The 25,855-nt window shown below is 66.6% G+C and carries 31 protein-coding genes; 15 read left to right on the plus strand and 16 right to left on the minus strand.

What is annotated here, in order from left to right:
* The first annotated feature begins 306 nt into the window (after positions 1-306).
* A complete protein-coding gene (gene rho / locus ACRSBM_RS02675) occupies positions 307-2,367 on the plus strand; it encodes a transcription termination factor Rho (protein ID WP_434439344.1) in 2,061 nt (686 codons plus the stop codon).
* A 91-nt stretch (positions 2,368-2,458) separates the two neighbouring features.
* On the opposite strand, the gene ACRSBM_RS02680 is transcribed toward rho, so the two are convergent.
* On the minus strand, positions 2,459-2,821 hold the full coding sequence (locus ACRSBM_RS02680; protein WP_434439346.1) for a hypothetical protein: 363 nt from the start codon (positions 2,819-2,821) through the stop codon (positions 2,459-2,461).
* A gap of 267 nt (positions 2,822-3,088) precedes the next feature.
* Between ACRSBM_RS02680 and rpmE the strand changes: the two genes are divergently transcribed.
* The 5 genes from rpmE to prmC all read left to right on the plus strand — a co-directional run bounded on the left by rpmE (position 3,089) and on the right by prmC (position 7,966).
* Complete coding sequence (gene rpmE, locus ACRSBM_RS02685; RefSeq protein WP_434439349.1) at positions 3,089-3,301, plus strand: 50S ribosomal protein L31; 213 nt, start codon at positions 3,089-3,091, stop codon at positions 3,299-3,301.
* Positions 3,302-3,385: 84 nt separating this feature from the next.
* Positions 3,386-4,450, plus strand: coding sequence for a peptide chain release factor 1 (gene prfA, locus ACRSBM_RS02690; protein WP_434439352.1), 1,065 nt, complete (start codon positions 3,386-3,388; stop codon positions 4,448-4,450).
* A gap of 22 nt (positions 4,451-4,472) precedes the next feature.
* Positions 4,473-5,681, plus strand: a complete 1,209-nt coding sequence (locus ACRSBM_RS02695) for an acyl-CoA thioester hydrolase/BAAT C-terminal domain-containing protein (protein WP_434439354.1) — start codon at positions 4,473-4,475, stop codon at positions 5,679-5,681.
* An 11-nt stretch (positions 5,682-5,692) separates the two neighbouring features.
* Positions 5,693-7,078, plus strand: a complete 1,386-nt coding sequence (gene lpdA, locus ACRSBM_RS02700) for a dihydrolipoyl dehydrogenase (protein WP_434439356.1) — start codon at positions 5,693-5,695, stop codon at positions 7,076-7,078.
* A gap of 21 nt (positions 7,079-7,099) precedes the next feature.
* Positions 7,100-7,966, plus strand: a complete 867-nt coding sequence (gene prmC, locus ACRSBM_RS02705; protein ID WP_434452939.1) for a peptide chain release factor N(5)-glutamine methyltransferase — start codon at positions 7,100-7,102, stop codon at positions 7,964-7,966.
* 24 nt (positions 7,967-7,990) lie between these two features.
* Here prmC and ACRSBM_RS02710 read toward each other — a convergent pair whose 3' ends face one another.
* From ACRSBM_RS02710 to ACRSBM_RS02780, 15 genes are all read right to left on the minus strand, one after another.
* Positions 7,991-8,314, minus strand: a complete 324-nt coding sequence (locus ACRSBM_RS02710) for a hypothetical protein (protein WP_434439358.1) — start codon at positions 8,312-8,314, stop codon at positions 7,991-7,993.
* Positions 8,311-9,984: a hypothetical protein gene (locus ACRSBM_RS02715; RefSeq protein WP_434439361.1), complete on the minus strand. Its 1,674-nt coding sequence runs from the start codon at positions 9,982-9,984 to the stop codon at positions 8,311-8,313. The genes ACRSBM_RS02710 and ACRSBM_RS02715 overlap by 4 nt, the downstream gene beginning before the upstream one ends.
* Before the next feature lie 863 nt (positions 9,985-10,847).
* Positions 10,848-11,459, minus strand: coding sequence for a hypothetical protein (locus ACRSBM_RS02720; protein ID WP_434439364.1), 612 nt, complete (start codon positions 11,457-11,459; stop codon positions 10,848-10,850).
* Complete coding sequence (locus ACRSBM_RS02725; RefSeq protein WP_434439366.1) at positions 11,456-12,652, minus strand: hypothetical protein; 1,197 nt, start codon at positions 12,650-12,652, stop codon at positions 11,456-11,458. Before ACRSBM_RS02725 ends, ACRSBM_RS02720 begins: the two co-directional genes overlap by 4 nt.
* A gap of 23 nt (positions 12,653-12,675) precedes the next feature.
* Positions 12,676-12,978, minus strand: coding sequence for a type VII secretion target (locus ACRSBM_RS02730; protein ID WP_434439369.1), 303 nt, complete (start codon positions 12,976-12,978; stop codon positions 12,676-12,678).
* A complete protein-coding gene (locus tag ACRSBM_RS02735) occupies positions 12,975-13,463 on the minus strand; it encodes a YbaB/EbfC family nucleoid-associated protein (RefSeq protein ID WP_434439371.1) in 489 nt (162 codons plus the stop codon). Before ACRSBM_RS02735 ends, ACRSBM_RS02730 begins: the two co-directional genes overlap by 4 nt.
* A complete protein-coding gene (locus tag ACRSBM_RS02740; protein ID WP_434439374.1) occupies positions 13,460-14,212 on the minus strand; it encodes an ESX secretion-associated protein EspG in 753 nt (250 codons plus the stop codon). The genes ACRSBM_RS02735 and ACRSBM_RS02740 overlap by 4 nt, the downstream gene beginning before the upstream one ends.
* Positions 14,209-15,405, minus strand: coding sequence for a hypothetical protein (locus tag ACRSBM_RS02745; protein WP_434439377.1), 1,197 nt, complete (start codon positions 15,403-15,405; stop codon positions 14,209-14,211). Before ACRSBM_RS02745 ends, ACRSBM_RS02740 begins: the two co-directional genes overlap by 4 nt.
* A gap of 91 nt (positions 15,406-15,496) precedes the next feature.
* The gene (locus ACRSBM_RS02750; RefSeq protein WP_434439380.1) at positions 15,497-16,033 is read right to left on the minus strand and encodes a DUF3558 domain-containing protein; all 537 of its coding nucleotides are present in this window, start codon (positions 16,031-16,033) and stop codon (positions 15,497-15,499) included.
* Positions 16,033-16,476, minus strand: coding sequence for a type VII secretion target (locus ACRSBM_RS02755; RefSeq protein ID WP_434439383.1), 444 nt, complete (start codon positions 16,474-16,476; stop codon positions 16,033-16,035). Before ACRSBM_RS02755 ends, ACRSBM_RS02750 begins: the two co-directional genes overlap by 1 nt.
* A gap of 100 nt (positions 16,477-16,576) precedes the next feature.
* Positions 16,577-16,741 carry a DUF397 domain-containing protein gene (locus tag ACRSBM_RS02760; RefSeq protein WP_434439385.1) on the minus strand — a complete coding sequence of 55 codons (165 nt, stop codon included), beginning with the start codon at positions 16,739-16,741 and terminating at the stop codon, positions 16,577-16,579.
* Between the two features lie 30 nt (positions 16,742-16,771).
* Positions 16,772-17,575 (minus strand): helix-turn-helix domain-containing protein, encoded by an 804-nt coding sequence (locus ACRSBM_RS02765; protein ID WP_434439388.1) that lies wholly within the window; start codon positions 17,573-17,575, stop codon positions 16,772-16,774.
* Positions 17,576-17,640: 65 nt separating this feature from the next.
* Positions 17,641-18,834 carry a hypothetical protein gene (locus tag ACRSBM_RS02770; RefSeq protein ID WP_434439390.1) on the minus strand — a complete coding sequence of 398 codons (1,194 nt, stop codon included), beginning with the start codon at positions 18,832-18,834 and terminating at the stop codon, positions 17,641-17,643.
* Positions 18,834-18,971 carry a hypothetical protein gene (locus ACRSBM_RS02775; RefSeq protein WP_434439392.1) on the minus strand — a complete coding sequence of 46 codons (138 nt, stop codon included), beginning with the start codon at positions 18,969-18,971 and terminating at the stop codon, positions 18,834-18,836. The genes ACRSBM_RS02770 and ACRSBM_RS02775 overlap by 1 nt, the downstream gene beginning before the upstream one ends.
* 24 nt (positions 18,972-18,995) lie before the next feature.
* Positions 18,996-19,151 (minus strand): hypothetical protein, encoded by a 156-nt coding sequence (locus ACRSBM_RS02780; RefSeq protein WP_434439394.1) that lies wholly within the window; start codon positions 19,149-19,151, stop codon positions 18,996-18,998.
* 605 nt (positions 19,152-19,756) lie between these two features.
* Here ACRSBM_RS02780 and ACRSBM_RS02785 point away from each other — a divergent pair.
* The 9 genes from ACRSBM_RS02785 to ACRSBM_RS02825 all read left to right on the plus strand — a co-directional run bounded on the left by ACRSBM_RS02785 (position 19,757) and on the right by ACRSBM_RS02825 (position 25,810).
* Positions 19,757-19,906: a hypothetical protein gene (locus ACRSBM_RS02785; RefSeq protein WP_434439396.1), complete on the plus strand. Its 150-nt coding sequence runs from the start codon at positions 19,757-19,759 to the stop codon at positions 19,904-19,906.
* The gene (locus ACRSBM_RS02790) at positions 19,903-20,439 is read left to right on the plus strand and encodes a DUF3558 domain-containing protein (protein WP_434439398.1); all 537 of its coding nucleotides are present in this window, start codon (positions 19,903-19,905) and stop codon (positions 20,437-20,439) included. The genes ACRSBM_RS02785 and ACRSBM_RS02790 overlap by 4 nt, the downstream gene beginning before the upstream one ends.
* A gap of 346 nt (positions 20,440-20,785) precedes the next feature.
* Complete coding sequence (locus tag ACRSBM_RS02795; protein ID WP_434439401.1) at positions 20,786-21,436, plus strand: L-threonylcarbamoyladenylate synthase; 651 nt, start codon at positions 20,786-20,788, stop codon at positions 21,434-21,436.
* Positions 21,437-21,516: 80 nt separating this feature from the next.
* Positions 21,517-22,656 (plus strand): glycosyltransferase family 4 protein, encoded by a 1,140-nt coding sequence (locus ACRSBM_RS02800; RefSeq protein WP_434439403.1) that lies wholly within the window; start codon positions 21,517-21,519, stop codon positions 22,654-22,656.
* Between the two features lie 56 nt (positions 22,657-22,712).
* Positions 22,713-23,159 carry a hypothetical protein gene (locus tag ACRSBM_RS02805; protein WP_434439406.1) on the plus strand — a complete coding sequence of 149 codons (447 nt, stop codon included), beginning with the start codon at positions 22,713-22,715 and terminating at the stop codon, positions 23,157-23,159.
* A gap of 150 nt (positions 23,160-23,309) precedes the next feature.
* Positions 23,310-24,086: a F0F1 ATP synthase subunit A gene (gene atpB / locus ACRSBM_RS02810; protein WP_434439409.1), complete on the plus strand. Its 777-nt coding sequence runs from the start codon at positions 23,310-23,312 to the stop codon at positions 24,084-24,086.
* Between the two features lie 64 nt (positions 24,087-24,150).
* Positions 24,151-24,396 carry an ATP F0F1 synthase subunit C gene (locus ACRSBM_RS02815; protein WP_191301339.1) on the plus strand — a complete coding sequence of 82 codons (246 nt, stop codon included), beginning with the start codon at positions 24,151-24,153 and terminating at the stop codon, positions 24,394-24,396.
* Positions 24,397-24,427: 31 nt separating this feature from the next.
* Positions 24,428-24,973, plus strand: coding sequence for a F0F1 ATP synthase subunit B (locus ACRSBM_RS02820; RefSeq protein ID WP_434439411.1), 546 nt, complete (start codon positions 24,428-24,430; stop codon positions 24,971-24,973).
* Between the two features lie 9 nt (positions 24,974-24,982).
* Positions 24,983-25,810 carry a F0F1 ATP synthase subunit delta gene (locus ACRSBM_RS02825; RefSeq protein WP_434439414.1) on the plus strand — a complete coding sequence of 276 codons (828 nt, stop codon included), beginning with the start codon at positions 24,983-24,985 and terminating at the stop codon, positions 25,808-25,810.
* The last annotated feature ends 45 nt before the right edge of the window (positions 25,811-25,855 follow it).

Genomic DNA, 25,855 nt, shown 5'->3' on the forward strand with positions numbered 1-25,855 from the left:
CGGTTGTTGCATGGCGGAGGACCGGCGTCTACCCTCGGGGGCGATCAGTCACTGCGCGCACGGGCGCCGGTGTCGCACCCGGACATTCGTTCCGAGTGGCAATCCTTTTGTGTTCCGGCTCTGTGCCGTGCGGGCGGGGCGGACGCAAAGAGGCACCCGATCGCCGTGACCTGAGACAAGTCCCGTGCTTGCCGGAAGCGGTGTGTGCTTCCGTCTGCATCGGACTGACCGTCGTTCCCCAGTTGAAGCGGGAAGACGGGTCCGCTGGGCCGCGTAGGAGGCGGGGCCTGGTCAGGAAGGACATGTGTGAGCAACACCGATTTGCTGAGCAGCGCAGCTGCATCTGGTTCTGGAGCCGAGGAGAACGCTCTGTCCACCCCTTCGAACGGCACGACGCCGCGCCGCCGCGCGGGTCTGTCCGGCATGGTGCTCGCTGAGCTGCGTGAGCTCGCGGGCCAAATGGGCATCACCGGAACCGCAGGCCTGCGCAAGGGCGACCTGATCGCGGCCATCAAGGAGAAGCAGGGCTCCGCGGCCCCGGCGAAAGCCGAGAAGCCCGCGAAGCCCGTGAAGGCCGACAAGGCCGCCGCGAAGGCTGAGGCCCCCGCCGAGTCGCCGGCCGCGAAAGCGGTCGAGAAGACCGCCGAGAAGCCCGTTCAGCAGCAGCTCGAGGTAGCCGAGAAGCCGGCCGCCGCCGAGCCTGGCGCTTCCGACGACGCCCGCTCGTCCGAGGACGGAGGGCGCCGTGGAAACCGTCGCCGCCGTTCCGGCCGTGGTGGTGGCGGCGCCGAGGGCGAGGGCCAGCCGCAGCAGGAACAGCGTGCCGAGCGTCCTGAGCGGAGCGAGCGCGCTGAGCGTTCGGACCGCCCTGAGCGTTCCGACCGTGCTGAGCGCTCTGACCGTGGTGAGCGCTCTGACCGTGGTGAGCGCTCTGACCGTGGTGAGCGCTCTGACCGCGGTGACCGCTCTGACCGTGGCGACCGCTCTGACCGCGGCGAGCGTTCCGACCGTGGCGACCGCAACGAGCGCGGCGGCCGTGACCGCAACCGCGACCGTGGTGAGCGTTCCGACCGTGGTGACCGCGGCGACCGCCAGGGTGGCGGCCAGCCGGACGGCGACGACGAGGGCGGCCGTCGTGGCCGCTTCCGCGACCGCCGCCGCCGTGGTGGCCGTGGCGAGAGCGGCGACGGTGGCCGTGTCGACCGCGAGACCGAGGTCCGCGACGACGACGTCCTGCTGCCGGTCGCGGGCATCCTGGACGTGCTGGAGAACTACGCGTTCGTCCGCACCTCCGGCTACCTGGCCGGCTCGAACGACGTCTACGTCTCGCTGTCGCTGGTCCGCAAGTACGGCCTGCGCCGCGGTGACGCCATCACCGGTGCCGTCCGCCAGCCTCGGGACGGCGAGCAGCAGCGGCAGAAGTTCAACCCGCTGGTCCGCGTCGACAAGATCAACGGCCTGGACCCGGACGAGGCGCGCAACCGCCCCGACTTCACGAAGCTGACGCCGCTCTACCCGAACGAGCGGCTGCGTCTCGAGACCGAGCCGCACATCCTCACCACCCGCGTCATCGACCTGGTGATGCCGATCGGCAAGGGCCAGCGCGCCCTGATCGTGTCGCCGCCGAAGGCCGGCAAGACCTCGGTGCTGCAGTCGATCGCGAACGCGATCACGACGAACAACCCCGAGTGCCACCTCATGGTGGTGCTGGTGGACGAGCGTCCGGAAGAGGTCACCGACATGCAGCGTTCGGTGAAGGGCGAGGTCATCGCCTCGACCTTCGACCGCCCGCCGTCGGACCACACGACCATCTCCGAGCTCGCGATCGAGCGGGCGAAGCGCCTGGTCGAGATGGGCCACGACGTGGTCGTGCTGCTGGACTCGATCACGCGTCTGGGCCGTGCGTACAACCTGGCGGCCCCGGCCTCCGGTCGTATCCTGTCCGGTGGTGTCGACTCGACGGCGCTGTACCCGCCGAAGCGCTTCCTGGGTGCCGCCCGCAACATCGAGGGCGGTGGCTCGCTGACCGTCATCGCGACGGCGCTGGTCGAGACCGGTTCCGCCGGCGACTCGGTGATCTTCGAAGAGTTCAAGGGCACGGGTAACGCCGAGCTCAAGCTCGACCGCAAGATCGCCGACAAGCGGACGTTCCCGGCCGTCGACGTCGACAGCTCCGGCACTCGCAAGGAAGAGCTGCTGCTCTCGCCGGACGAGATGGCGGTCACGCACAAGCTGCGCCGCGTGCTGCACGCCCTCGACGGCCAGCAGGCCATCGACCTGCTGCTCGACCGCCTGCGCAAGTCCCGCACCAACATCGAGTTCCTGATGCAGGTCGCGAAGACGACGCCGGGCGCCGAGCAGGACTGACGGCCCGCGCAGGTTTCACGTGAAAAGACCCCCGGTGCTGGTCACCGGGGGTCTTTTCGCATCCGTTCACTCGAACGCCGCTGCGTTCGGGTCAGCGGCAGCCCGCGGTCTGCTGGCTCTCGTCGTTCTGCACCAGGCACCGGAACACCAGCCCCAGCAGCACCGGCAGTCCCACCACGGTCGAAGCCAGCGCGGGAATCTCCACCGCGCCTACGAGGACGCCGAACGCCAGCACCGCGGCCAGGTAGGGCCAGCGCAGCCACGTCCGCTGCCAGGCCCGCTTCCACCGCACCCCGCCGGACACGGCCGCGGTCACGGCGACACCGGCTCCGGTCACGACCGGCGACAGTGGCACCGTGGTCCAGGAAGCCGTGAGCAGCCCTGCCGACCCCATGAGGCCGAACACGGCGGCGGAGAAAAGGAACGGCACAGCCAGCCACAGACGAGGGCTCATTGGCCGTTCGGCGGCACAGAACACGGCACACAGTCTGATGGACGCCGTCCAACAACACGGAGCCGCATCTAGCCGAACGGCGTCAACTTGCGCCGAACGGCCTATCAGGGCGGTTGAACGGTTGTGATTTCAGCCACGCATGTCGGTCGGGAACAACCGCGTTTTTGCACGTGTTGAACGGTCTGGCAAACTAAACGGTCGAGTCCGGCTCCGGTTCACCCGTTCACCAACAGGGACCCGGCGGCCATCCTTGAAAGGGACAAGATCTTGAAGACTGGAATTCACCCCGAGTACACCGTCACCGAGGTGACGTGCAGCTGCGGCAACACCTTCACGACCCGCAGCACCACCTCGGCGTCCGAGGTTCGCGTCGAGATGTGCTCGAACTGCCACCCGTTCTACACGGGCAAGCAGCGCATCCTGGACACCGGCGGTCGCGTGGCGCGCTTCGAGGCGCGTTACGGCAAGCGCAACAAGTAGCTGCTTTCACGGCGCCTGACCTCGGCCTGCTGGCCGGGGCGGGCGCCGTCGCCGTTTCCAGGGAACCCAACGAAAGCAGGAGACGTGTCGCAGTCGCTGGACAGCTTGCTCGCCGAGTACGACGAGCTGGAGAAGAAGCTCGCCGATCCCTCCGTGCACGCTGACCAGGCGGGGGCGCGCAAGCTCGGCAAGCGGTACGCCGCGCTCGGGCCGATCGTGAAGACGGCGCGGGAGATCGAACAGGTCCGCAGCGACCTGGAGGCGGCCAAGGAGCTCGCCGCCGAGGACCGGACCTTCCAGGAGGAGGTCGAGCAGATCCAGGAGCAGCTCCCCAAGCTGGAGGAGAAGCTCAACGAACTGCTGTTGCCGCGCGACCCGCACGACGGCGACGACGTGCTGCTGGAGATCAAGTCCGGCGAGGGCGGCGAGGAGTCCGCGCTGTTCGCCGGCGACCTGCTGCGCATGTACACGCGGTACGCGGAGCGGCAGGGCTGGAAGGTCGAGATGCTCGACGGCACCGACTCCGACCTGGGCGGCTTCAAGGACGTCACGGTGGCCATCAAGGCCAAGACCGCGACGCCGGACGGGGTGTGGAGCCGGCTCAAGTGGGAGGGCGGCGTGCACCGCGTGCAGCGCGTGCCCGTCACCGAGTCGCAGGGCCGCATCCACACGTCCGCCGCGGGGGTCCTGGTCTTCCCGGAGGCCGAGGAGACCGCCGCGGTCGAGATCGACGAGAAGGACCTGCGGATCGACGTCTACCGGTCGTCCGGCAAGGGCGGTCAGTCGGTCAACACCACCGACTCCGCGGTCCGCATCACCCACCTGCCGACCGGCATCGTGACCTCCTGCCAGAACGAGCGCAGCCAGTTGCAGAACAAGGCGCGCGCCATGCAGGTCCTGCAGAGCCGTCTGGTCGCTCTCGCCGAGGAGCAGAAGGCGCAGGAGCAGTCCGACGCCCGGCGCACGCAGATCCGCACGGTGGACCGCAGTGAGCGCGTGCGGACCTACAACTTCCCCGAATCGCGAATTTCCGATCACCGGGTTGGGTACAAAGCACATAACCTGGACCAGGTGCTCGACGGTGACCTGGACGCGGTGGTGGACGCTCTGGCCGCCGCCGACCGGGCAGAACGGCTCGCAGGCGGGTAGTCCGACGTGAGAGGGGCGCGTTGTGGCCGAGATCCTGGTGAATCCGCGGACAGCGCCCCTCGACCAGGCGGTCGACATGCTCGTCGTCGGCCTGAAGCCCGGCCAGTCGATCACCGTGCAGCTCTCCACCGGTGATCGTGCCTCTCATGCCGTCTTCGACGCCGACGACCGCGGTGTCGTCGACCTGACCAAGCACGCGCCGGTCGACGGCAGCTATCGCGGCGTCGACCCGATGGGGCTGTTCTGGTCGCTGGAACGCACCGGGGGCAAGTCCGGTCCCACCGTGCTCTCGGTCGAGGGCGTGGGAGACCGGGTGCTCGACCGGCTCACCGTGCCCGAGGGCGTGCAACGGCAGGAGGTCCGGGAGAACGGCCTCGTTGGCACCCTGTTCGCCCCTGAGGACGACGGTGGCGTCCTGCCGGGCGTCATCGTGCTCGGCGGGTCCGAGGGCGGCCTCCACGAGACTGACGCGGCGTTGCTGGCGGCACACGGGTTCGTCACGTTCGCGCTCGGCTACTTCGGCCTCCAGGGCCTGCCGGAACACCTCGTCGACATCCCACTCGAGTACTTCGGCAAGGCCATCGACCACCTGGGCGAACGCGCGGGGGAGGTCGGCGTCATCGGCGGTTCGCGCGGCGGTGAGCTGGCGTTGCTCGTCGGTGCGACGTTCCCGCAGGTCAAGGCGGTGGTGAGCGTGGTGGGCAGCGGTGTCGTGACACAGGGGATCGGACCCGGCGCGAACCTGTTGCAGAAGCTCTCCTACGAGGCGGCGTCGTGGACGTGGAAAGGCGAGCCGCTGCCGTACCTGCCCTACGAGATCGGCGACGAGCTGCGGGCGAGGATCGTGAACGGCGAACCGGTGCCGTTGCGGCTCGCGTTCAGCACCGAGGACGGCATCCCGGAGGACGTCGAGATCGGAGTCGAACGGATCGTCGGAGGTGTGTTGCTCATCTCGTCCGGGCAGGACGACGGGTGGCCCTCGGCCGAGCTGAGCGAGGTCGCGCTGCGGCGGCTGAAGGACCACGAGCACCCGTTCCCGTACGAGCACATCGTGTATCCCGAGGCAGGACACCTGATCGCGGGCCCGCCGCACCGGCCGGCCACCGACGTGACCTATCCGGGTCCCGGTGTCACCTTCACGGGTGGTGGTGTACCGCACGCGACCGCGCACGCACGGGCGAACGCCTGGAAACGGACGGTTGAGTTCTTGCAGGAGCAGCTCGGGACCTAGGGTGTGTGCTTATGAGCGCACACTTTGATGTCGTCGTCGTGGGTGCGGGTCCCGGCGGGTACGTCGCCGCGATCCGTGCGGCTCAGCTCGGGCTGAAGACCGCCATCGTCGAGGAGAAGTACTGGGGCGGCGTCTGCCTGAACGTCGGCTGCATCCCGTCGAAGGCACTGCTGCGCAACGCCGAGTTGGCGCACCTCTTCACGCACGAGCAGAAGACGTTCGGCATCAAGGTCGAGGGCACCGTCAGCTTCGACTACAGCGCGGCGTGGCAGCGCAGCCGCAAGGTCGCGGACGGGCGCGTCAAGGGCGTGCACTTCCTGATGAAGAAGAACGGCATCACCGAGTACAACGGGTGGGCCAGCTTCACCGACGACCACACGCTGACCGTCGGGGACGAGACGATCACCTTCGGCCACGCGATCATCGCCGTGGGCGCCACGACCCGGATGCTGCCGAACACGCAGAAGTCCGACCGCGTCGTGACCTACGAAGAGCAGATCATGACCGAGGACCTGCCCGAGTCGATCATCATCGCCGGTGCGGGCGCGATCGGCGTCGAGTTCGCCTACGTGATGCACAACTACGGCGTGAAGGTCACCATCGTCGAGTTCCTCGACCGGATGGTGCCGCTCGAGGACGAAGAGGTGTCCGCCGAGCTGCTCAAGCGCTACAAGAAGCTGGGCGTCGACGTGCGCGTCGGCACCCGCGTCGAGTCGATCGACGAGTCCGGCCCCAAGGTCCGCGTCACCGTGTCGAAGAACGGCGCCGAGGAGGTCCTGGAGGCCGACAAGGTCATGCAGGCCATCGGTTTCGTGCCGCGGGTCGAGGGCTACGGCCTCGAGAACACCGGCGTGAAGCTGACCGAGCGCGGCGCGATCGACATCGACGGCCGCGGCCGCACGTCCGTGCCGCACATCTTCGCCATCGGTGACGTCACCGCGAAGCTGATGCTCGCGCACACCGCCGAGTCCATGGGCGTCATCGCCTCGGAGACCATCGCGGGCGCCGAGACGATGGAGCTCGACTACGTGATGATCCCGCGGGCGACGTTCTGCCAGCCGCAGATCGCCTCCTTCGGCTACACCGAGAAGCAGGCGCGCGAGAAGGGCTACGACGTCCAGGTCGCGAAGTTCCCGTTCACCGCGAACGGCAAGGCGCACGGCCTCGCCGAGCCCGGCGGGTTCGTGAAGCTGATCAGCGACGGCAAGCACGGCGAGCTGCTCGGCGGCCACATCATCGGCCCCGAGGCGACCGAGCTGCTGCCCGAGCTCACGCTGGCGCAGCAGTGGGACCTCACGGTCCACGAGGTCGCGCGCAACGTCCACGCGCACCCGACGCTTTCGGAGGCCGTCAAGGAAGCGGTGCACGGCCTGGCCGGGCACATGATCAACTTCTGAGATAGCTTCCTTCTCGCGATGATGAACCGGCAACCGCTCCGCCTCGCCATCTCCGAGGCGGCCAAGATCCTCGCCGAGGCTGGCGTGGACAGTCCGCGCGTCGACGCGGAGTTCCTGGCCGCGCACGTGCTCGGGGTCGAGCGCGGGCGGCTGCCGCTCATCCCGTTGATCGATCCGTCGGTGATCGACCAGCTGCACAAGCTCGTCCGGGTTCGTGCCTCGCGCATTCCGTTGCAGCACATCCTCGGCTGGGCGCCGATGGGCTCGATCTCGGTCGAGGTCGGCCCCGGGGTGTTCGTGCCGCGGCCCGAGACCGAGCTGCTGATGGAGTGGGGCCTGAAGGCCCTCGCCGGCGTTTCCGCGCCCGTCGTCGTGGATCTGTGCACGGGAACGGGCGCGCTGGCCCTTTCGGTCGCCGCCGCCCGGCCGGACGCGGTGGTGCACGCGGTGGAGCTCGACCCGCAGGCGCTGGCGTGGACACGGCGCAACGCGGACGCGCGGGTGGCCGCCGGCGACACGCCGATCCGGCTGCACTCGGGTGACGCCACCGACCCGTCGCTGCTGTCCGATCTGGACGGTCTGGTCGACCTCGTGGTGTGCAATCCGCCTTACGTGCCAGAGGGAACTCCCGTGCAACCCGAGGTCGGCGTGCACGACCCGCACCACGCGGTGTTCTCCGGTGCGGACGGGCTGGACGTGATCCGGCACGTGGTGTCGGCGGCCGCGCGGTGGCTCAAGCCCGGCGGGTCCGTCGGCATCGAGCACGACGACACGCAGGGGGAGTCCGTGCCGGCGCTGCTGTCGGCGCGCCGGGTGCTCACGGACGTCGCCGACCACGCCGACCTGGCGGGGCGGCCGCGGTTCGCGACCGCCCGCAAAGTCGGCTAGTCCGGCCTTCTCGTTTCCCGGTTTTCAGTACAGGGCGTCGAAGGCCTTCGACAGGTCCCGCATCTGGATGCCGAGGCCGCGGTCCGACAGCTTCTCCATGAGGTGGTTCGCGACGTCCTTGCTGGGCTTGGGCTTGCGCGCCTCGGCCCGCAGGTCGTCGACGGCCTCGATGGTGGACGTGGGCGCCTTGGCCTCGTTGAGTTCCTCGCGCAGCTCGTCGAGCAGCCGCAGCACGGTACTCACGTCCTGGATGTGTCCGATGTGGACGTCGCCGGCTCGCGCACGTCCGCTCGTGCCGACGTTGCTGCCGATCACCGGTCCCTTGATCTCGAAGTTCCGGTCGTTCATGAGCTTCCCTTGCTGCCGCTCGTGTTGCCGGCCCGCGCCTTGCCGGCGGTGGCGATGTTGCTGGAGATCACCGGGCCGGTGATGTGGACGTTGTTGCTCGTGACCTGCATGGCCTGTTCCATGAACTCGGTGACCGAGATCCCCTTGCTCTCCAGGAACTCGCCCAGCGTGCGCAACAACCGTGACTCCAGCACCTTGACGTAGCGCTCGATGTCGGTGAGCTGGAAGTAGTTGTCCACCTGGCTCATGCTCGCGAGCTCGCGCAGGCTGGACCTGGCGCCGTACCGTTCCGCGACGAACGTGCCTTCCGCCTGGTAGATCGGATTCATCCAGCCCACCGCCGTGGCGAACCGCTTCGGCAGCGACGCCGGGAACCTCACCAGGTCGGCGAACGCATCGAGGAGCGGCCGCAACGACTGCTCGGGCAGGATGTCGATCTGACGGTGATGGGTCTGGATCGGGTGCAGGATGCAGGGCGTCCACTCGACGTAGAGCATCTCGTCGTCGAGCCCGAACGTCAGATACGCGGACACCACGACGTCCCGATCCCACGTCTCGACCTGGAACGAGCGGAAGTAGCGCATCCACTCCATCGGCGTGGCGATCAGATCGTGCACAACGGACTGACTGACCTCCTTCTCCGGCGAGTGATCCTTGTCCGGCAGCACGATCCGCGCTTCGGCGTCGTCGATGTGGTCGATCAGCTCGACCGAGGAAATCACGACACGATCGCCCGTTCTGAGCTCCCGCAGCCGATGACCGGGAGAGAGCGACGGCGACCGCCCCATCTTGACCAGCTCGCTCGTGATCCGTTCGTACAACTCGGGCAGCATGAACCCTGGCAGCGGCGAGTCGGCCCTGTCCTTGGCGGGCTTGAGAGGCAGCGCCATCGACCACGGCTCGAACATCGTTCCGGAACCCACGAACGGCCGGTAACCGTGATAAACGATTACCTGCGGCTCACTGGGGTCGTCAGGAGCGTCGTCGTCCTCGGTCGGATAGAGCGCGAGCGCTTCTTCGTAGTTCCAGTGCCCAAGCCGCCGGAACTTCCACTCGTTTCGCCACAGCTCCTCCTCGCCCTGGCTGGTGCGAAAACCGGCGCGCCGGAAACTCTTCGTGACCAACAGCCACGTGACGACCCGATCGGCCAGCAGCACCCCGAACATCAGCGCGATCCCGATGATCACGACCGCGAGCCCGGCGCCGCTGCTCTCCTGCCCGCACTCCTCGTACCTGGGACTGCAGTAGCTGGTGGCGGCGTCGAACTCTTCCATGAACTTGTACAGCACGAAGAAGAGCGCGATCACGCTGGCGATCGAGCCGAGCGCGACCGCCCCGCGCGAATGCGGCGAGACCCGCCGCGGCCGCGCGAACGCCACCCGAGCCCCGCCCCCGAGCGCGACCATCAAGGCGATCAGCAGCCACCCAGTGAGCAACATCCCGCTCCCGGCGAACAACACCACGACCGCCAACAGCAGCAGCACCCCGTCGCGCACCTTGCGCCGCGTACGCGCCGCCACCGCCTCCCGCAACACCGCCCCGGCGTTGACGCCGGGCGAGCGCGGAATCGACCGGGTGGACTCCACCAGGTACTCGTGAATGGCCGAATCCGCGAACTCCTCGTCGCGGTGAGCGGCTCCGCAGAGGAAGCGCGTCGTGTCGTCGCGCAACTTCGGAGAATCCTTTCCCTTCGCCGCCGCAGGCGTTGACATTGTCCTGTCCACTTTCTGTCATTGTTTCCGGCACTCTTTGTTTGCGCAGGTCAGAGACATGGTTAGGTGGTGTGGACTCGCTTTTGGTTCCGTCGCTGGAACAATAGTCGTTCCTGATCGGAATGGGATAGGAACGGCGAAATCGAGCGTTGTCAATGCGCCGAACGAGGGTAGTGAAGTTGCCAAAACATGGCCAATAACGAGCCGTCCGGCCGCATTAGGGCCAAACGGTCGTATGTTCTCGGCGGGGAGGGCACGCGGTCACGCGCTACGAGGAACCGCCGCCTCGCGCGTGACCGCGTGTGCGCCTACCTAGCGGAAGTCCTTGCCGAGCGCGCGCCGTGCCGGAGGATGTCACGCCACCAAGTCACTTCGGTCGGTTCGAGCACTCGGACGACCCCAGTCCGATCGATGACGAGGTCGACGTCGTCGCCAGGCTTTCGCACCTCGCCCTGGCTGCCGTTCGGGAAGTGGTTCGAGATCCTCCGTGAGTCACACGCGAGATCGTTGCTGAAGGAAGTCGGCGATCTACTGCTGGCGCTACGACGATCACCGCGAGCGGGGCGGCCAGCAGGCTGATTGAGTTAGGTCGCAGCTTCAGCATCGCGAAGCCTGCCAGGAAGGCGCTCACGATCACGACAGGCACGGCGATGAGCGGTGCCAAGCCTGGCATACCCCGTCAGGAAGCCGACCAGCAGCGCAACACTCAGCATTGTCGTGAACAGTCGGCTGCGCGTAGGTGTTCGGTCGTTGTCACAGGTTCAGGTCGCTTCTGTTCTTTCGAACCTGAGCTTCTGGAGACCGTTGGTCCGAGCTTGGTACTAGTCGGACTGTGCTTCTGTTGCCGCAAGCTCGGGATCGCGGACCGGGAGCCAGGCGACGAACAGCATGAACGCGGCGGTGACCAGCAGGCCTGCGAGGAAGAACAGGTTGTACCGCCAGGAGACCTGGTCGGGCTCGATGCTGGTGAAGAAGCCTGTCTTGTCGGTCACGACGTCCATCTCGGTGTTGACCGGCTTGACCTCGCGGAAATTGGTGGGAAAGAAGGTCAGCTTTCTGTCGCCGCAGAGCAGGTCGGCACTGAACGAGTCAGAGCCCCGACTGCTGTGGTGTCGCTCGATGCTTTCGACGCGGCAGTGTTGAGTCTCGCCGAAAGCTGTGAGCCAGAGCGAGTGCCCGCCGATGCCGGCCGGGAACAGGCTGCCGACAAAGATCAGCAAGGCGGGGATCGCCACCCATCGTTCCCCCTTGGGGCGGAAGTCCCCCAGAGCGATGACCCAGAAGGGCAGCGCCGCCATGGACAGGAACCCCAGGGGGATGATCAACCCGATCTGCCCGGTATTGCTCAGGAACCCCGTGGCTGTGGGCACTGCGATGCTGATGCTGGCGAGCAAGAACTTCTTCGGCTGGAAAGGAGGTCGTCTCCCGGTCATTCGTCCAAGGATCCTTGCTGTCGCGGGAAAGTCCTGCCCTGGTTCTCCAGCTCGTCGTACTTCGCCCATTCGCGAAGATGATCAGCCGTGCCCTTCGCCACCCAGCCCCCGTCCACGATGTTGAGCGAGGAATGCGGTGCCACCGTACCGTCCGTCCGGGTGCGTGGTTTGTAGGGCGTGTAGGCGTCGACTGCATCCCGGAAGGGCTGAGACGGCTGTGGAACCCTTTGCTGATACGGCTCTTCGTACTTGCTCTTCCAGACGTTTCCCGCGTCTCCGTAGCCGTCCCTGAACTCGCGGCCGGCCTGCTTGAGCTTGTCGCCGGCGTCGCTGAGCGACGGGCGCGTGTTGCCCCAGTCCTCCAGTCGCTTGCCCGCATCCGCGAGACCCTCTCCCCGAGTCGACGGGGTGCGCGGCGCAGGCGGCGCACTCGCTCCGCCGCCTCTGCCGAACCTGCCGAGACGCTTGAGTGCGTCGCCCAGTTGTCCGAAGAGCCCTTTGACGCGGCTCATGATGCGCATGACGAGCTTGACCAGCTTGGCCAGCTGTTGCGTGATCTTGCCGAGCACGACCGCACCGCGGCCGACAGCCCACGCCGAGAACGCCGCGATCGAGCTGCCCAGCGACACCACCGAGGACGCGAGCGCGATGACCGCGTTGCGGATGACTTCCCAGATGAACAGCGCGATGAGATCACGGATCATGCCGCGGATCGCCGCCGTGATGGTGCCGGCGGTGGCGATCTCGGACGCGACGTACGCGCTCATCTTCGACACCATCGCGATCTCGGCGGCCAGTTCGCCCTGGCTCTGCCGGAACTTCTCAGCCGCTGTGCCCTGTTCCCAGCACGGAAGCTCGCTCTTCACCGCCTTGTCCTGCTGCTCGCCGATGTTGTGGAGATCGGCTGAGACCTGGTTCCAGGTGGTGACGGCCGCCTTGATCTTGTCGCCGTTTCCGGCCAGCCAGTCCAGGGGCTGGCGCAGGAAGCTGAGGTGTTCGATCAGCCAGCCGATACCTGCGGTTGCCAGTGCGCCTACGGGGTCCATGATCAGACCTAGTAGGTCCAGCCCAGTGGCGGCAAGGTTCATGCCGAACTCCGCGATGTCACCTTCGCTGAGACGACTGGCCGAGTCGACGGTCTGCATCACAGATTCGGCGAGACCACCACCCGCGAAGTTGTCGGGGTTCGCCACGTCCTTGTCGAGTCCGGTCCAGATCATCTCCGCCCTCCGAACCTGTCACGGTTCGTCTCTTCGTGGGACTCGTAGGTCAGCGCGGTTGCCTTGGTGTCTTCGGAAGCGTTGCCCGCAGCCACGGCGAGTTCTCTAATCGCTGCAGTGGTGCCCTCAGCCCACTCTTGCGCGTTCATGGCGAAGAATGACAGCAGCTGACCGAAGGTGTCACCGCCGAGGTCGACCGCGGCAGACCTGTTGGCTGCGGCGTCCAAGGCGTCCTGTCTGGACCGCTGACCCTTGGCGAACCTGTGGAGCTCGGTCGGGTCGACGCCGAAGCCGGTCATCGGAGCACGCTCCCGAACCCGTCCTCGTCGTCATCCGCCGGACGCTGCGGGCGCGGCGGAGGCGTGGACTTCTGCTGCGCCGGGCCGTTCCACGACACCTCACGCATGACCTGGCCGTCCTCCGCCGGTGGCGGCGGCTCCTCTTCCTCCTGCTGCGGGATGAAGCTGCGCAGGAAGTCCATCGCCTCGGTGCCGCCGAACTCGGGCTCCACAATGGACGCGACCTGCTCGGAGGCCTGGATCTGGGCCTTCTGCACGGTCTGCATCACGAGCTGGCCCAGCTGCACGTGCGTCAGGCGCAGCGCGACCGGTGAGAACTCGATGTGCTGTAGCGCGCCGTTCGGTGCCACCCGGACCGTCACCGCCTCGTTGGGTGAGGTGATGGTGCTGCTGGCCTGCTGGATCTGCTCCTGCATCTGCTGCGAGCGTTGCTGGAGCTGCTGCGCCCTGGACTCCAGGTCCGCGATCATCTGTTCCGGGTTCATCGGCCGCTCGTCATCGCGAGGACCTGGCCAAGGTGTCGTGCCAGCCCCAAGTTGTCGGCGGGGCTGATCGTGAACCATCCGCTGCGGGTCTCGACGTTGGAGTAGCGACCCTGACTCGTGTCGATCCAGGTGACCGGTGGAAAGTCCCGCTTGGTGCGGCCCTGTCCCATCTGGACGAGGAAGTGGCCGTTGCCGATGGCCGGTCCGGTCAGCATCTGCTTGGCGATGCGGACGTCGTCGTTCTCCATCGTGCGGACCGCTTGCCGGAAGCCTTCTTGTTGCTGCGGCCGGTTTTCGAACGCCTGGGCCGGCACCGTCACGAGCTTGCCAGGACCCGGCCGACCCGGCGGCATGGCATTCGCAAGGGCCGTCGCGATCTCGTTGGGCTGCACGAGGTTCAGCGTGATGCCGGCGTCCTCCTGGGTCACCAGCACCGCGTAACCGCCGCGCGCCACGACACTGGCGCGGACCAGCCTCTTCTGGTTCATGTCCGGCATGCACAGGGCGACAACGCGGAGTTCGGGACGCGCCAACAGGTTCAGCGCGTCCTCGAGGTCAGGCTCGGGCCTGCCACGCCGCGCCAGGTTCCGGCGTTCGAGCTCCGCGTGCACGGCGGCCTTGATGCGGGCGCGCTCGTCGAGCGTCTCGCCGTGCTGGCTGACGTCGAAGGGGTACGGGATGCTCCCCGCCCGCAGGTCCTCCCAGAGGACCTCGAACGCGGGCAGGGAAAGCTGCGCGATCTGCTTCATCCGCCGATCACCGGCGGCGCGACCATGCGATCGTCGTCGAAGAACTCATCGGTGGGGATGAGGTAGTTCGACTTGTGTTCCTTGTCCTCTTCACCGCCCCTGCCGGCACCAGCGCCGGCGCCACCGGCGCCCATACCGCCCGCGGCACCCGCACGGCCTGCCGCACCAGCCCCCGCACCCGCACCGGCACCGCCTGCCGCACCAGGTCCGCTGCCCATGACTCCGGCGCTACCACCGGGGTTGGCGGGCCCGAAGCTGCCCATGCCGCGCCCCGCACCCATGCCACCGGCGCCCATCCCGCCGGGCCCCATGCCGCGGCCGCCGGCCGAGCCACCGCCCCCTCCAGGGCCGCCGCCCGGGCGCATGCCTGGACCGCTGCCCGGAGGCCGGTTCTGCATGCCGCCGCCGGGCGGTCGCATACCGGGAGGAGGCAGCATGCCGGGCGGAGTGAACGGGGGCCGGTTCTGACCGCCGGGGTTGTTCTGGTTGTTACCGCCGGGTTGCAGCGACGGGTCCTTGACCTGAGGCGCGACCCACGCGGTGTTGGTGGTGCCGTTGTTGGTTCCCGGAGGCGTCGACGGCATGCCGGTGCTGCTGTTGTTGCTGAACCGCTGGTTGGTGTTGACGTTGCTCAGGCTGCTCGTGCTGGTGGTGCTGCTGGTCTGCGTGACGCCCTGGTCCTGGGTGACCTGCGGGGTGGATTCCATGGTGGGCATGGACATCGCGGCGGCCATCATCGTGTTGTCACGCGTCTGCATGACCTGGACGGCTTCTTCTTTGGCGCCCTGTTGCTTGTTGTACGTCGACATCATTTCGATGGGCGCACCCACCATCATGATGGGGCTCACCATTCCGCCCTTGTTGGTGAACCAGTCACCGGCGATCGCCATAGGATCGAACTTGACCGGGTCGGGCATGCTTTTGTTCGCCTGAACCGCCGCGTCCCGCTGTTGCTCGATGGCGGTCGAGGTGCGCGTGAAGCTTTCGCCGGTCTGGTCCGCGAACGTGCCCACCTTGTTGAGTGCGGCCCGAACTCCCTCGGCGGCCTTGCCGGTCCACGCCGTCTGCGAGCCGTTGACCAGGATGTTGAAGTCGGTGGCCAGTTCCTTGAACGTGTTGCCTATCGTCTTCCACGCGTCGCTGACCGCGGTCGCCGTGTCGGGAGCGTAGTTCTGGGTGACCTGAGCCTTCATCTGCTCATGAGGCTGGCCTGGATAGTTCGCGTTCGGCGTTGGAACAGTGGGCTGGACGACGGGTGCCATGAGAATCCCCCCTCGGGCGTCGTTACGGCAGCTTCGGTGCGATCAGCTCGGCGGCCTTGGACGACCGTTGGCAAGCGGCTGCGGTGTCCTCTGAGGCGGCAGTCAGGTTTCCGATCACCACGATTGATGACGTCTCGCTGACCGAGATTGCGAACGTGCAGATGTTCTTCGCTCCGTCCTGCGCCTCGACCTTGGTTGCGTCGTATTTGCCGACTCTGGTCTGCGAGACCTTGTCGCCGTCGAGGTTCAACTCTTTGAGACCAGAGTCGGTGCGGATGCCCACGCGGAGCCCTCCGTTGCCGCTGACCGCCCAATCGCAGCCATCAGAGGTACCAACCTTTTCTGCTTCGCCTGGGTACTTGAGGCCGAGGCTGGTGACCTCGGCTTCGGTGAGCAGGTCGCACGGCTTGACCGCCTCTAGGCCTGAGGCCGTGTTGGAGCTGCTGGTCGGAGTTGCGCTGCCGTTCGTCGGCGTCGGCGTACCCGTCGTACCAGTGCTGCTGCAGCCAGCGGAGAGGACAGTCAGGCTTACCGTCGTGGCGATGAGGATGCGCTTCATTAATTCCCAATTTTCTTGAGCGAGTCGGCACCTGCTTGGTCGACGTTCTGATAGGTTGCCCGGCTCTTCTCGATCTGCGTCTTGAGGTCGTTGATCGCCTTGACGAGGTCCTTGATGGTCTGCTGAGCCGCGGTGCCGAACGTCCTGTTGCCTTGGCTGATCGCTTCGGCGTATCCCCCGCCGAGCTTGGTTTGCGTGCTGAGATCCGCTGACTTCCGGCCGACTTTGTCGAGCTCGTCCTGCATCGCGGTCAGCTTTTTGATCATGGCGTCGACCAGTTGTGGATCGACGGACAGTTGCTGCGTCTCCACGGCCACCGCCACGGCCTTGCCGGCGTCCATGATGGCGCTCAAGCCGCCACCGAAGATGTTGTCCCAGGTGCCCCCGGCGGCCTTGTCGGCGAAGCTGCCCACCTTGCCGCTTGTCACCACTTCTTCAGACACAGAAGCTCGACCCTCCCCGATTGCGCTCCGTGGTCGGCTCATGACCATACCGAAGCGCGTCCGTTCGGGGGATGCGTTGAACTACTTAGCCCTGTTTGGGTTAAAACTTTGTCCTGGTCAGGAAGGCTCTGAACGCGCTAAGTGAGAACGAAAGCGCAGGTCCGGAGGGGTGCTTGGAGTCGCGGACACCGGCGTGGGCGGTGGTCAACGCCACCTCGACGCAGTTCTCCTGGCTACCGCTGTAGCTGCTCTTACGCCAGTTCACCCTGTTCCCATCGACGTGCCAGCTTGGTGATCACCTCCATTGATCTTCCGCAGGCAGCGCACGCCGGACCAGAAGCCGAATGGCTGTCTCGTACGACTCGATCTCGTGCGGCTCTTCGAGGAACAGGCTGGACGTAAGGTTCTCCAGGTAGACGACCTTGTGGCCGCCATCTCGCTTGAGTAGCACGAACGCGCCGTTCACGCCCGCGTGAGCTCCGAGGTTGTGAATCACGCGCAACGAGACGTTTGTGAGCTGCGCGGCCTCCACGAGATGGATGAGCTGGCGGTGCATCAAAGCAGGGCTGCCGATCCGCCGGGTCAGCACCTGCTCATCGATGATCGCGAGCAGACGCGCCGGCTTCGGCGGTAGCAGGATCGAGTGGCGTTGCGTGCGGACCGCAAGACGGTTGGGGATCTCGTCGGCGGGGACCAGTTCGCATTCGTGCAGCAGAGCTTCGGTGTAGTCGGGGAGCTGGAGCAGGCCCGGGACGTTCATGCACTCGTAGTTGACGATGAGGTCCGCCTTCTTCTCCAGGTTGAGGAGGGTGCGGACGCGTTCGTCGAACGTCGGCTTGGTGCGCTGCCACCAGCCGCGCCGGTCCACCTCGCGGGCGAGCGTCAGCAGCTCGGCGCGGAGTGGGCCGACGCAGCCGTAGACGGCGAGAAGGGCGGCTACGTCCTCAATGGAGCCTTCGCGCAGGCCGTTCTCGATGCGGCTCATCTTCGCGGCGGAGGCGTCGATGCGTTCGCCGGCTCGTTCCAGCGACAGTCCTGCGGCCTCACGGAGGCGGCGCAGGCCGTCTCCCAGCTCCTCGGCTCGCACGGTGAGGTTCATGCGGAGCATGGTGCCGGGTCGTTCCGGGGCAAAGGTTAGTTGCGCGTACGGCAAACCCGATCGGGTCAGTTCGCGACACCTGCTGCCGCTATCGCCTGTGCCGCAGGCAGGAGCTGATCGCGTCGTTGTCCGGCCGTCAGCTTGTGGTCTCCGAGTGCTGCAGTGAGGCTGATGTTGACGTTGTCGAGCTGCAGGTCCAGCGCCCAGTTGATCTGCAGGTCGGTCATGCAGGTCGCTCCGGTTCCGACGGTGGGTGACACCGCGACCGGAGGTCCGGCGGGGTGTTTGTCCAGCGGATCGCACCGGTAGGCGTTGCGGTCGGCGGCTGCCTGAGGGTTGTCCCAGAATCGCGTCGTGAGGTCGAGTTCGCGGTACTCCGCGCGGTTCGTCACTCCGTCCGGCACGAGGTTGTGCCGCTTGCACAACATTCCGCCTTGCAGCGCGGACTCCGGATGACGGTCCATCGGGGTCATCGCGTGCCTGGGGTGAAACTGGGTCTTCACGGCCGCCGCAGAATGCGTTGAGAGGAAAGACTTGTAGAACGCCTCGGTGCCGGCGATCTCGCACGGGTGCTTCAGCCTGTCGAACGGTGCGGGGTAGGAGTGCCGCATCGGGGCGGTCGGTCCTCTCAGCACGGCGGCTTTGACGAGCGGTTCGAGTTTCGTGGCGAACGTCTTCGCGTCGAACGGGCCGTATGGGCCAGGCTTGTCGGTCGTCAACGACACCTGCACGAGCAGGCCGGACCGCCAGAGGTCGATGTCCCACGAGTCGGTGTCGTGCCACCGCGCGACTGAGAGCTCGTCCTCCACGCGGGCGTCGGCCTGCTTGCGGGCGGCTCGTCCGGACGCGGACTCGACGTCCCCGGCCGAGTTGTACGGCGTCTGATGCACCTCGATCAGCAGCGAGTTCCCGTTCTGCAGGTGGTGGGAGCAGGCGCTGGCGGGGTCGAGTGCCGGTTGGCTGACGGCGGCCGCCGGCGGGACGTCCCGGTCCAGGTAGTCGTGCGCCACCACCCAGCCGTCGTGGAGCGTGACGCCGAGCCGGTCGAGGTCGGCGATCGTGATCAACGAGCACGCGTCGTGGATCGGTGTGCCGCCGTATCTGGGCGCCGGGCCTTCGCCCACGCTCTGGCGCAGGGCGAGGGACGTGGTCACGCTCGTGGCCTTGCCCTGGGTACTGACGCTGTGCTCAGGCAACGGAACGAGTATCGCGATCACGATTGCGGCCACCAGTACCAGCAGGAGACCGAGGACGCGCATCAGTCGTCCTCATCGGACAGAAGCGCGCTGCCCAGGTCCCGGGCGAACTCGCCGGCCTTGTCCAGATCCGTGCCGGGCCACGCGGTGGCAAGCTCGATGATCTCCTCGCCGAGCTTGACGAGGTCTGTTTCGGGCATGAGAGGCCTCCAGTCGTCGAACGCTCAGCCCACGCGGCGGAAGTTCCCGGCACTGATGTGCACGACCAGCCGTTCCAGCAGGTCCATCGGCATCGTGTCGGTGGACCATGCGCAGAGGCACAGCCGGCAGATGGCGTCCAACCGGTCGGGCGGCTCGAACGTGCCGAACACGGCGGTCACGGGATGTGGGCAGAGCACTCGTCAAGAAAGCCCACGGACCGGTCCGTGGGGAAGGAGTTGCCCCGAGCGCAAAACCGATCGGAGGAACAAGCCGGATGTGGGAAGGTCGCCAGCGGACCTCGAACGTGGGCACGGAGCTCAGCGATGCGCTTCATCCGTCGATCGCCGGCGGCGCGACCATGTGACTTGCCGTCCTTGGGCACCGGCACCATGCAGAGCTTCAACCCAACAGAGCTGGTTAGTTCAACGCGTCCTCAATCGGACACGCAACTGTAAGATCATGCTCGACCACAGAGCGCGTTCGGGAGGGTCGAGCAGCTGCGTTAGAAGAAGTGATGACAAGCGGCAAGGTCGGCAGCTTCGCTGCGAAGGCCTCCGAAGGTGGCTGGGACAGCATCTTCGGTAGCGGGCTCCACGCCATCGCTGACGCGCGGCAAAGCAGTCGCGATCGCCATCGAGACCGAGTCTTGTCCGTCGATCCACACCTGGTCGACACGGTGATCATAAGCTCACTGCAATCGTGATCACGGAGCGCAAGGCGGAACTCAGCGCGGACAAGAAGCTCGGTGATGGATACGCGGCTGCAGTGACCTCAGACGAACGTGATGTTCGGTCAGCAGCCCTCGGCGCAATTGACCGAGGTCAACAGCGCGATTACCTCACTGACGAACCAGATCGAGAAGAGCTTCGCCTCGTACGAGAACGTCGACCAGGCCGGCGCCGACTCGCTCAAGAAAATCAACGGGAAGTCATGAAGCACATCCTCATCGCCACCCTGATCGGAATCGCCGCATTCACCACGGGTTGTACCGGAACCACGGGTAACGCCAACCCGACGCCGGCAGAAGGTGGAAACACTTCAACGACCAGTTCAGAGGCCGCATCCGGGCTGGAGGCGGTAAAGCCTTGCGATCTGCTCACGGACGCCGAGGCGACCAGCCTGGGCATGGAGGTCCCCGGCAAGGCGGAGAAGGTCGCCTCCTCGGACGGTTGCGGTTGGCTCAAGTCTGGTGGCGGTCGAATTCGCGCGGGCATCCGCACCGACTCGGGAGTCAAGGACCTGAACCTGCAGGGAGACAAGGTCTCCGAGATCAAGGTCGGAGAGTTCGACGCGACCAAGGTCGAAGCCCCGGACGGTGCCAAGTCCCAGTGCACCATCGTGATCTCGGTGACTGACAAGTCGACCGTATCGGTCATTTCAACCTTGAACCTCTCCAATGAGAACACCGCAGCCTCCTGCGAACGCGCATCCCAGGCTGCTGAACTGATCGCATCCAAGCTGCCGTAACGACGCCCGAGGGTGGAAACCTCATGGCGCTCGTTGGCCCCACCGTCCGCACGCCGACTACCCAGGCCAGCAGCAGCACGACGAGATGAAGCGACTGGTCAACGACATGCACAGCCAAAATGCCGCTTACGGATGCCAGTGAGACATCCTGATCAGCGGATCGCAGCAGTGCGCGGGGTTGGACTGGAAGGCGGATCCAAAGGTGCGTAGAGGTCCGGCTGCTGTTCGCCCATGATCTCCCTAGAGCTGCGCAACCCACCGACGGCAGCGCTCCAGGAAGGCTCACGCAGGGTTGTCGGATGGGTCTTGCGTCGCCCTGTCAGGCTGCGGGGCTAGGCTCAGCGAGGTGAGCACGGTCTACGACTGCAGCGAACCGGGCAACCGCGCGGCGGGACTTGCCGCTGCCGCCGGTGCGGTGCGGAGCGGGCGTCTTGTCGTCCTGCCCACCGACACCGTCTACGGGATCGGCTGCGACGCGTTCGACGCCGAAGCGGTCCGGAGTCTTCTCGACGCCAAGGGACGCGGGCCTGACATGCCCGTGCCGGTGCTGGTCGGGTCCTGGACCACGATCGACGGGCTGGTTCTCAGCGTGCCCCGGCAGGCTCGGGCGCTCATCGAGGCGTTTTGGCCCGGTGGGTTGAGCATCGTGTTGCCGCACGCGCCGAGTCTCGCGTGGGATCTGGGGCAGACGCGCGGCACGGTGATGCTGCGCATGCCGTTGCACCCGGTCGCGCTGGAACTGCTCCGCGACGTCGGTCCGATGGCCGTGTCCAGTGCCAACAAGACCGGGCATGCCCCCGCGGCCAGTGCGCAGGAGGCCCAGGACCAGCTCGGTGACGCGGTGCCCGTCTACCTCGACGGTGGGCTCAGCGGTGAGAACATCGCCTCGACCATCGTCGATCTCACCGGACCTGACGCGCTGATCCTGCGCGAGGGCGCGGTGAGCAGGGAAGAGGTCAACGAGGTGCTCGGCATCGAGGTCGAGGTCGCGCGCTGAGCAGCGGCTGCCAGAATTGATCATGTCGCCGCGAGTACCGTGGCGAGCACCCCGAACACCCCCGATTGATTGGTAGGCCCGTGGGGCCCGCATCCTCGTTCGTCCTTCCCGTGCGCGAGTACCTGCTCGTCGCGCTGGTCGCTGCCGTTGTGACGTTTCTGCTCGTGGGTCTGGTGCGCGCGATGGCGTTCCGGCTCGGGGCGGTGGCGTATCCGCGGCAGCGTGACGTGCACGTGCAGCCGATGCCGCGTATGGGCGGTGTCGCCATTTACGGCGGCGTGTTGTGCGGAATGTTCATGGCGCACCAGTTGCCGGTGCTGCGGGCGGCGTTCGACTTCTCCAACGATCCGTGGGGCGTCATCGTCGCGGGTGGCGTCATCGTGCTCGTGGGGGCGATCGACGACAGGTTCGAGCTGGACTCGCTCACCAAGCTCGCCGGGCAGGTCACCGCGGCGGGCATCCTCGTGTTGTTCGGTCTGCAGTGGATGATCGCGTGGGTGCCGTGGGACGGCGGCGCGACCATCTCGCTCGACCAGAACCAGGGTGCGCTGCTGACCGTGCTGCTTGCGGTCACCATGATCAACGCGATGAACTTCGTCGACGGCCTCGACGGGCTCGCCGCGGGCATCGGCCTCATCGCCGCGGCGGCGACGGCGGTGTTCTCGATCGGTCTGCTGGTCGAGCGCCAGGGCGCCGTCGAGGCCTACCCGCCGGCCCTGATCGCCGCCGTGCTGGCCGGCGCGTGCCTCGGGTTCCTGCCGCACAACTTCAACCCCGCGCGCATCTTCATGGGCGACTCGGGTTCCATGCTCATCGGCCTCATGCTCGCCGCGGCCACCACCAGCGCGTCCGGCAAGATCAACCAGGCCACCGGCAGCGCGGCCGACCTGCTTGGTCTGCTCTCGCCGCTGATCGTGGTCGCCGCGGTGCTGTTCGTGCCGCTGCTCGACCTGCTGATGGCGATCATTCGGCGGACGCGCCGCGGTGAGAGTCCGTTCTCGCCGGACAAGATGCACCTGCATCACCGATTGCTGGAGATCGGCCACTCGCAGCGGCGCGCGGTTCTGCTCATCTATTTGTGGGCGGGCGTGCTTGCGTTTGGAGCCGTAGCTTTGACGCTGTTCGATCCCATCATCGTGGGGACGTGCTTCGTCATCGGGTTGATCGTGACGTTCGTCGTCTCCGTCATTCCCCGGCTGCGCGAGGCCCGCAAGTCCTGACGGTTTCGAAGGGGCTGCCTGCGCGGCGTGAAAAGCGGGTTCCTACACTTCGGGACATGAGCGACGCGGACAAGGCCGTCACGCACGAGCTGACCGTCCAGCGACTCGCCGGGGAAATGTTCCGCGAGGCGGCGTGGGCCGCACTCGCCACGTTTGTCCTCGGCGTCGTCGTGTCAAGTGTGATCTGGGGGAGCGCTGGTCTCTTCGGGTCATTGATCGGTGGTGCGATCGCCATCGGTTCGAGCCTTGCCACGCTGTTGTTGATGCGCAAGACGGCGGCGCTCGATCCGATGTTCGTGATGGTCGCCGCACTCGGCGGATTCATGGGCAAGCTGATCGTCCTGCTACTCGCCGTGATCCTGCTGCGCAACCAGTCGTGGCTCGAACCCAAGGCACTGGGAATCACCCTGGTGGCGACGGTGCTCGTGACGTCGTTCCTGGAGGCCAGAGCCTCCAAGCGCAGCCGTAGTCAGATGGTGGTCCCCGCCTCCGAAGGCACCTGAGACCTGCTGATATGGTCCGCGCAGTCCAGGGACACCCGATAGCAGGGGTGCCTCTGGCAGTCGCTTGCGAACCGTAAGGTACGTTAAGTCCAGATCGTGACGATTCCCCCGGCGGAGTGAACGCCGGCCGGGAGAACCGGAAGGAACACAGTGACCAAGTTGCTGGCCTCGGGGGGCGAGTTCGTCGCTCCCGGTGTGAAGGACTTCTTCCTCCCGCCGATCTTCGGCTCGGTCACGAAGCCGATGGTCCTGCTGGTGCTGTCGATCGTGATCATCGGCGTGTTCTTCATCGCCGCCACGCGCAACCTGAAGCTGATCCCCGGCAAGTTCCAGTTCGCCGCCGAGTCGCTTTACGACTTCGGGCGCAACAACATCGCCCGGGAGCAGATCGGCGCGAAGGACTTCAAGCCCTTCATCCCGCTGATCCTCACGATCTTCACCTTCATCCTCGTGAACAACCTGTTCGGGCTCATCCCGATCGTCCAGTTCCCGACGATGTCGCACATCGGCTTCCCGCTCGCCGTTTCGTTGCTCGTTGTTTACCCGGTGTACCACTTCGTCGGGTTCAAGCGGCACGGCTTTGTGGGGTACTTGAAGCACCAGACGGTTCCGCCGGGCGCGCCGTGGTTCGTGCTCCCGCTGCTGATCCCGATCGAGTTCTTCCAGAAGTTCATCCTGAACCCGCTCACGCTGGCGATCCGAGTTTTCGCTGCCATGTTCGCGGGTCACCTCTTGCTGCTGGTGTTCACCCTGGCCGGTGAGTTCCTGCTGCTCAATGGCGGGCTGACCGTCATCGTGGCGCCGGTGTCCTTCGCCTTCGCCATCGCGCTGACCTTCCTGGAGGCACTGATCATGTGCCTGCAGGCCTACATCTTCGCGCTGCTGTCTGCCAGCTACATCGGCATGGCGCTGGCAGAAGAGCACTGAGAAACAGCAGAAAGCCTCCGATCCGCGAACTCTCGCGGACCGAGTTGGAAAGGGAACAGCAACAGTGAGCGCTCTCCAGATCGCCCAGGACGCCGTCAACCTGAACCAGGGCCTCGCGGCCATCGGTTACGGCCTCGCGGCCATCGGCCCGGGCATCGGCGTGGGTCTGATCTTCTCCTCGGTCATCAGCGGCACCGCCCGCCAGCCCGAGGCTCGCGGCGTGCTGCTCGGCCTCGCGTGGACCACCTTCGCCATCGTCGAGGTCCTCGCGCTGATCGGCTTCGTCGTCTACTTCATCGCGACTGCCTGACCGAATCCAGATCGCGTTAGGAGAAACCGTGATGGACACCCTCATCCTGGCGGCGGAGGGTCCGGTCAACCCGGTCATTCCGCACACCTCGGAGATCATCCTCGGTCTCGTCGCGTTCCTGCTCCTCCTCTTCGTCATCAAGAAGTTCGTGTCACCGCGCTTCGAGACGTTGTACGAGGAGCGGACGGCCAAGATCGAGGGTGGCATCGAGAAGGCGGAGCAGGCGCAGGCCGAGGCTCAGCGCACTCTCGAGCAGTACAAGGAGCAGCTGGCCGAGGCTCGCGCCGAGGCCGCGCGCATCCGCGACGACGCCCGGGCCGAGGGCCTGCAGATCGTCGAGGAGCTGCGTGAGCAGGCGCAGGCCGAGTCCGCGCGCATCGTCGCGCAGGGCCAGCACCAGCTGGACGCTCAGCGCGCCCAGATCGTCGCGGAGCTGCGTGCCGACCTCGGCCGCACCGCCGTCGAACTGGCGAGCAAGGTCGTGGGCGAGTCGCTCGAGGACGAGTCCCGCCGCCGCGGCACCGTCGACCGCTTCCTCAACGAGCTGGACGCCGTCGCGGCGCCGGCGAGCAAGTAGAGGCAGCCGATGACGTTGCATGCCGCAAGTCGTGAAGCTCTGGCAGCCGCGGAACTGCGGCTGCTGGAGCTGGCCGACGCCACCACGTCGACGGACGACCTCGCCAAGCTGGGCGAGGAGCTCTTCGCCGTGCTCGGCCTGCTGATCGAGCAGCGGACGCTGCGCGGTGCTCTCGCCGACGCCTCGTCCGAGGCGGCCGGTCGCGAGCAGCTGCTTCGTGGTCTGTTCGCGGGCAAGGTGCGCGAGGAGACCCTGCAGGTGCTGGTCGCCGTCGTCACCGCGCGCTGGTCCAGCCCGCGTGAGCTCGTCGACGGCGTCGAGTCGCTCGCCCGCACCGCGCTGCTGGTGCGTGCCGAGCGTGACGGTCAGCTCGACTCGGTGGAGGACGAGCTGTTCCGGCTCGGCCGCATCGTGGCGGGTTCGAACGAGCTCGAGCTCCTGCTGGCGGATCCCGCCGGTGCCGTCGACGGCAAGGTCGCGCTGGTCGACACCCTCATCGAGGGAAAGGTCAGCCCGGTCACCAAGACGCTGGTCGACCAGCTGGTCCGCCACCCGCGCGGTGTTCGCGTCGCGAACGGCCTCGGCGAACTCGCCGACCTGGCGGCCAAGCGCCGTCAGCGTTCCGTCGCGCACGTCCGGTCCGCGGTGGCGCTGACCGCGGAGCAGGTCGACCGCCTGACCGCGACGCTGACCACGATCTACTCGCGCCCGATCGCCCTGCACGTCGAGGTGGACGCCTCGCTCGCGGGTGGTCTCCAGATCAAGATCGGCGACGAGATCATCGACGGAAGCATCGCCGGCCGGTTGGCGGCACTGCGCCGCAATCTCGCCAGCTAGCCCCCGAGCCCTTTCCCAAGAACGAAGAAGTGAGAGCAGGAACGA

Origin of the sequence: Lentzea xerophila, assembly GCF_051094245.1 — a bacterium.
Lineage (GTDB): Bacteria > Actinomycetota > Actinomycetes > Mycobacteriales > Pseudonocardiaceae > Lentzea > Lentzea xerophila.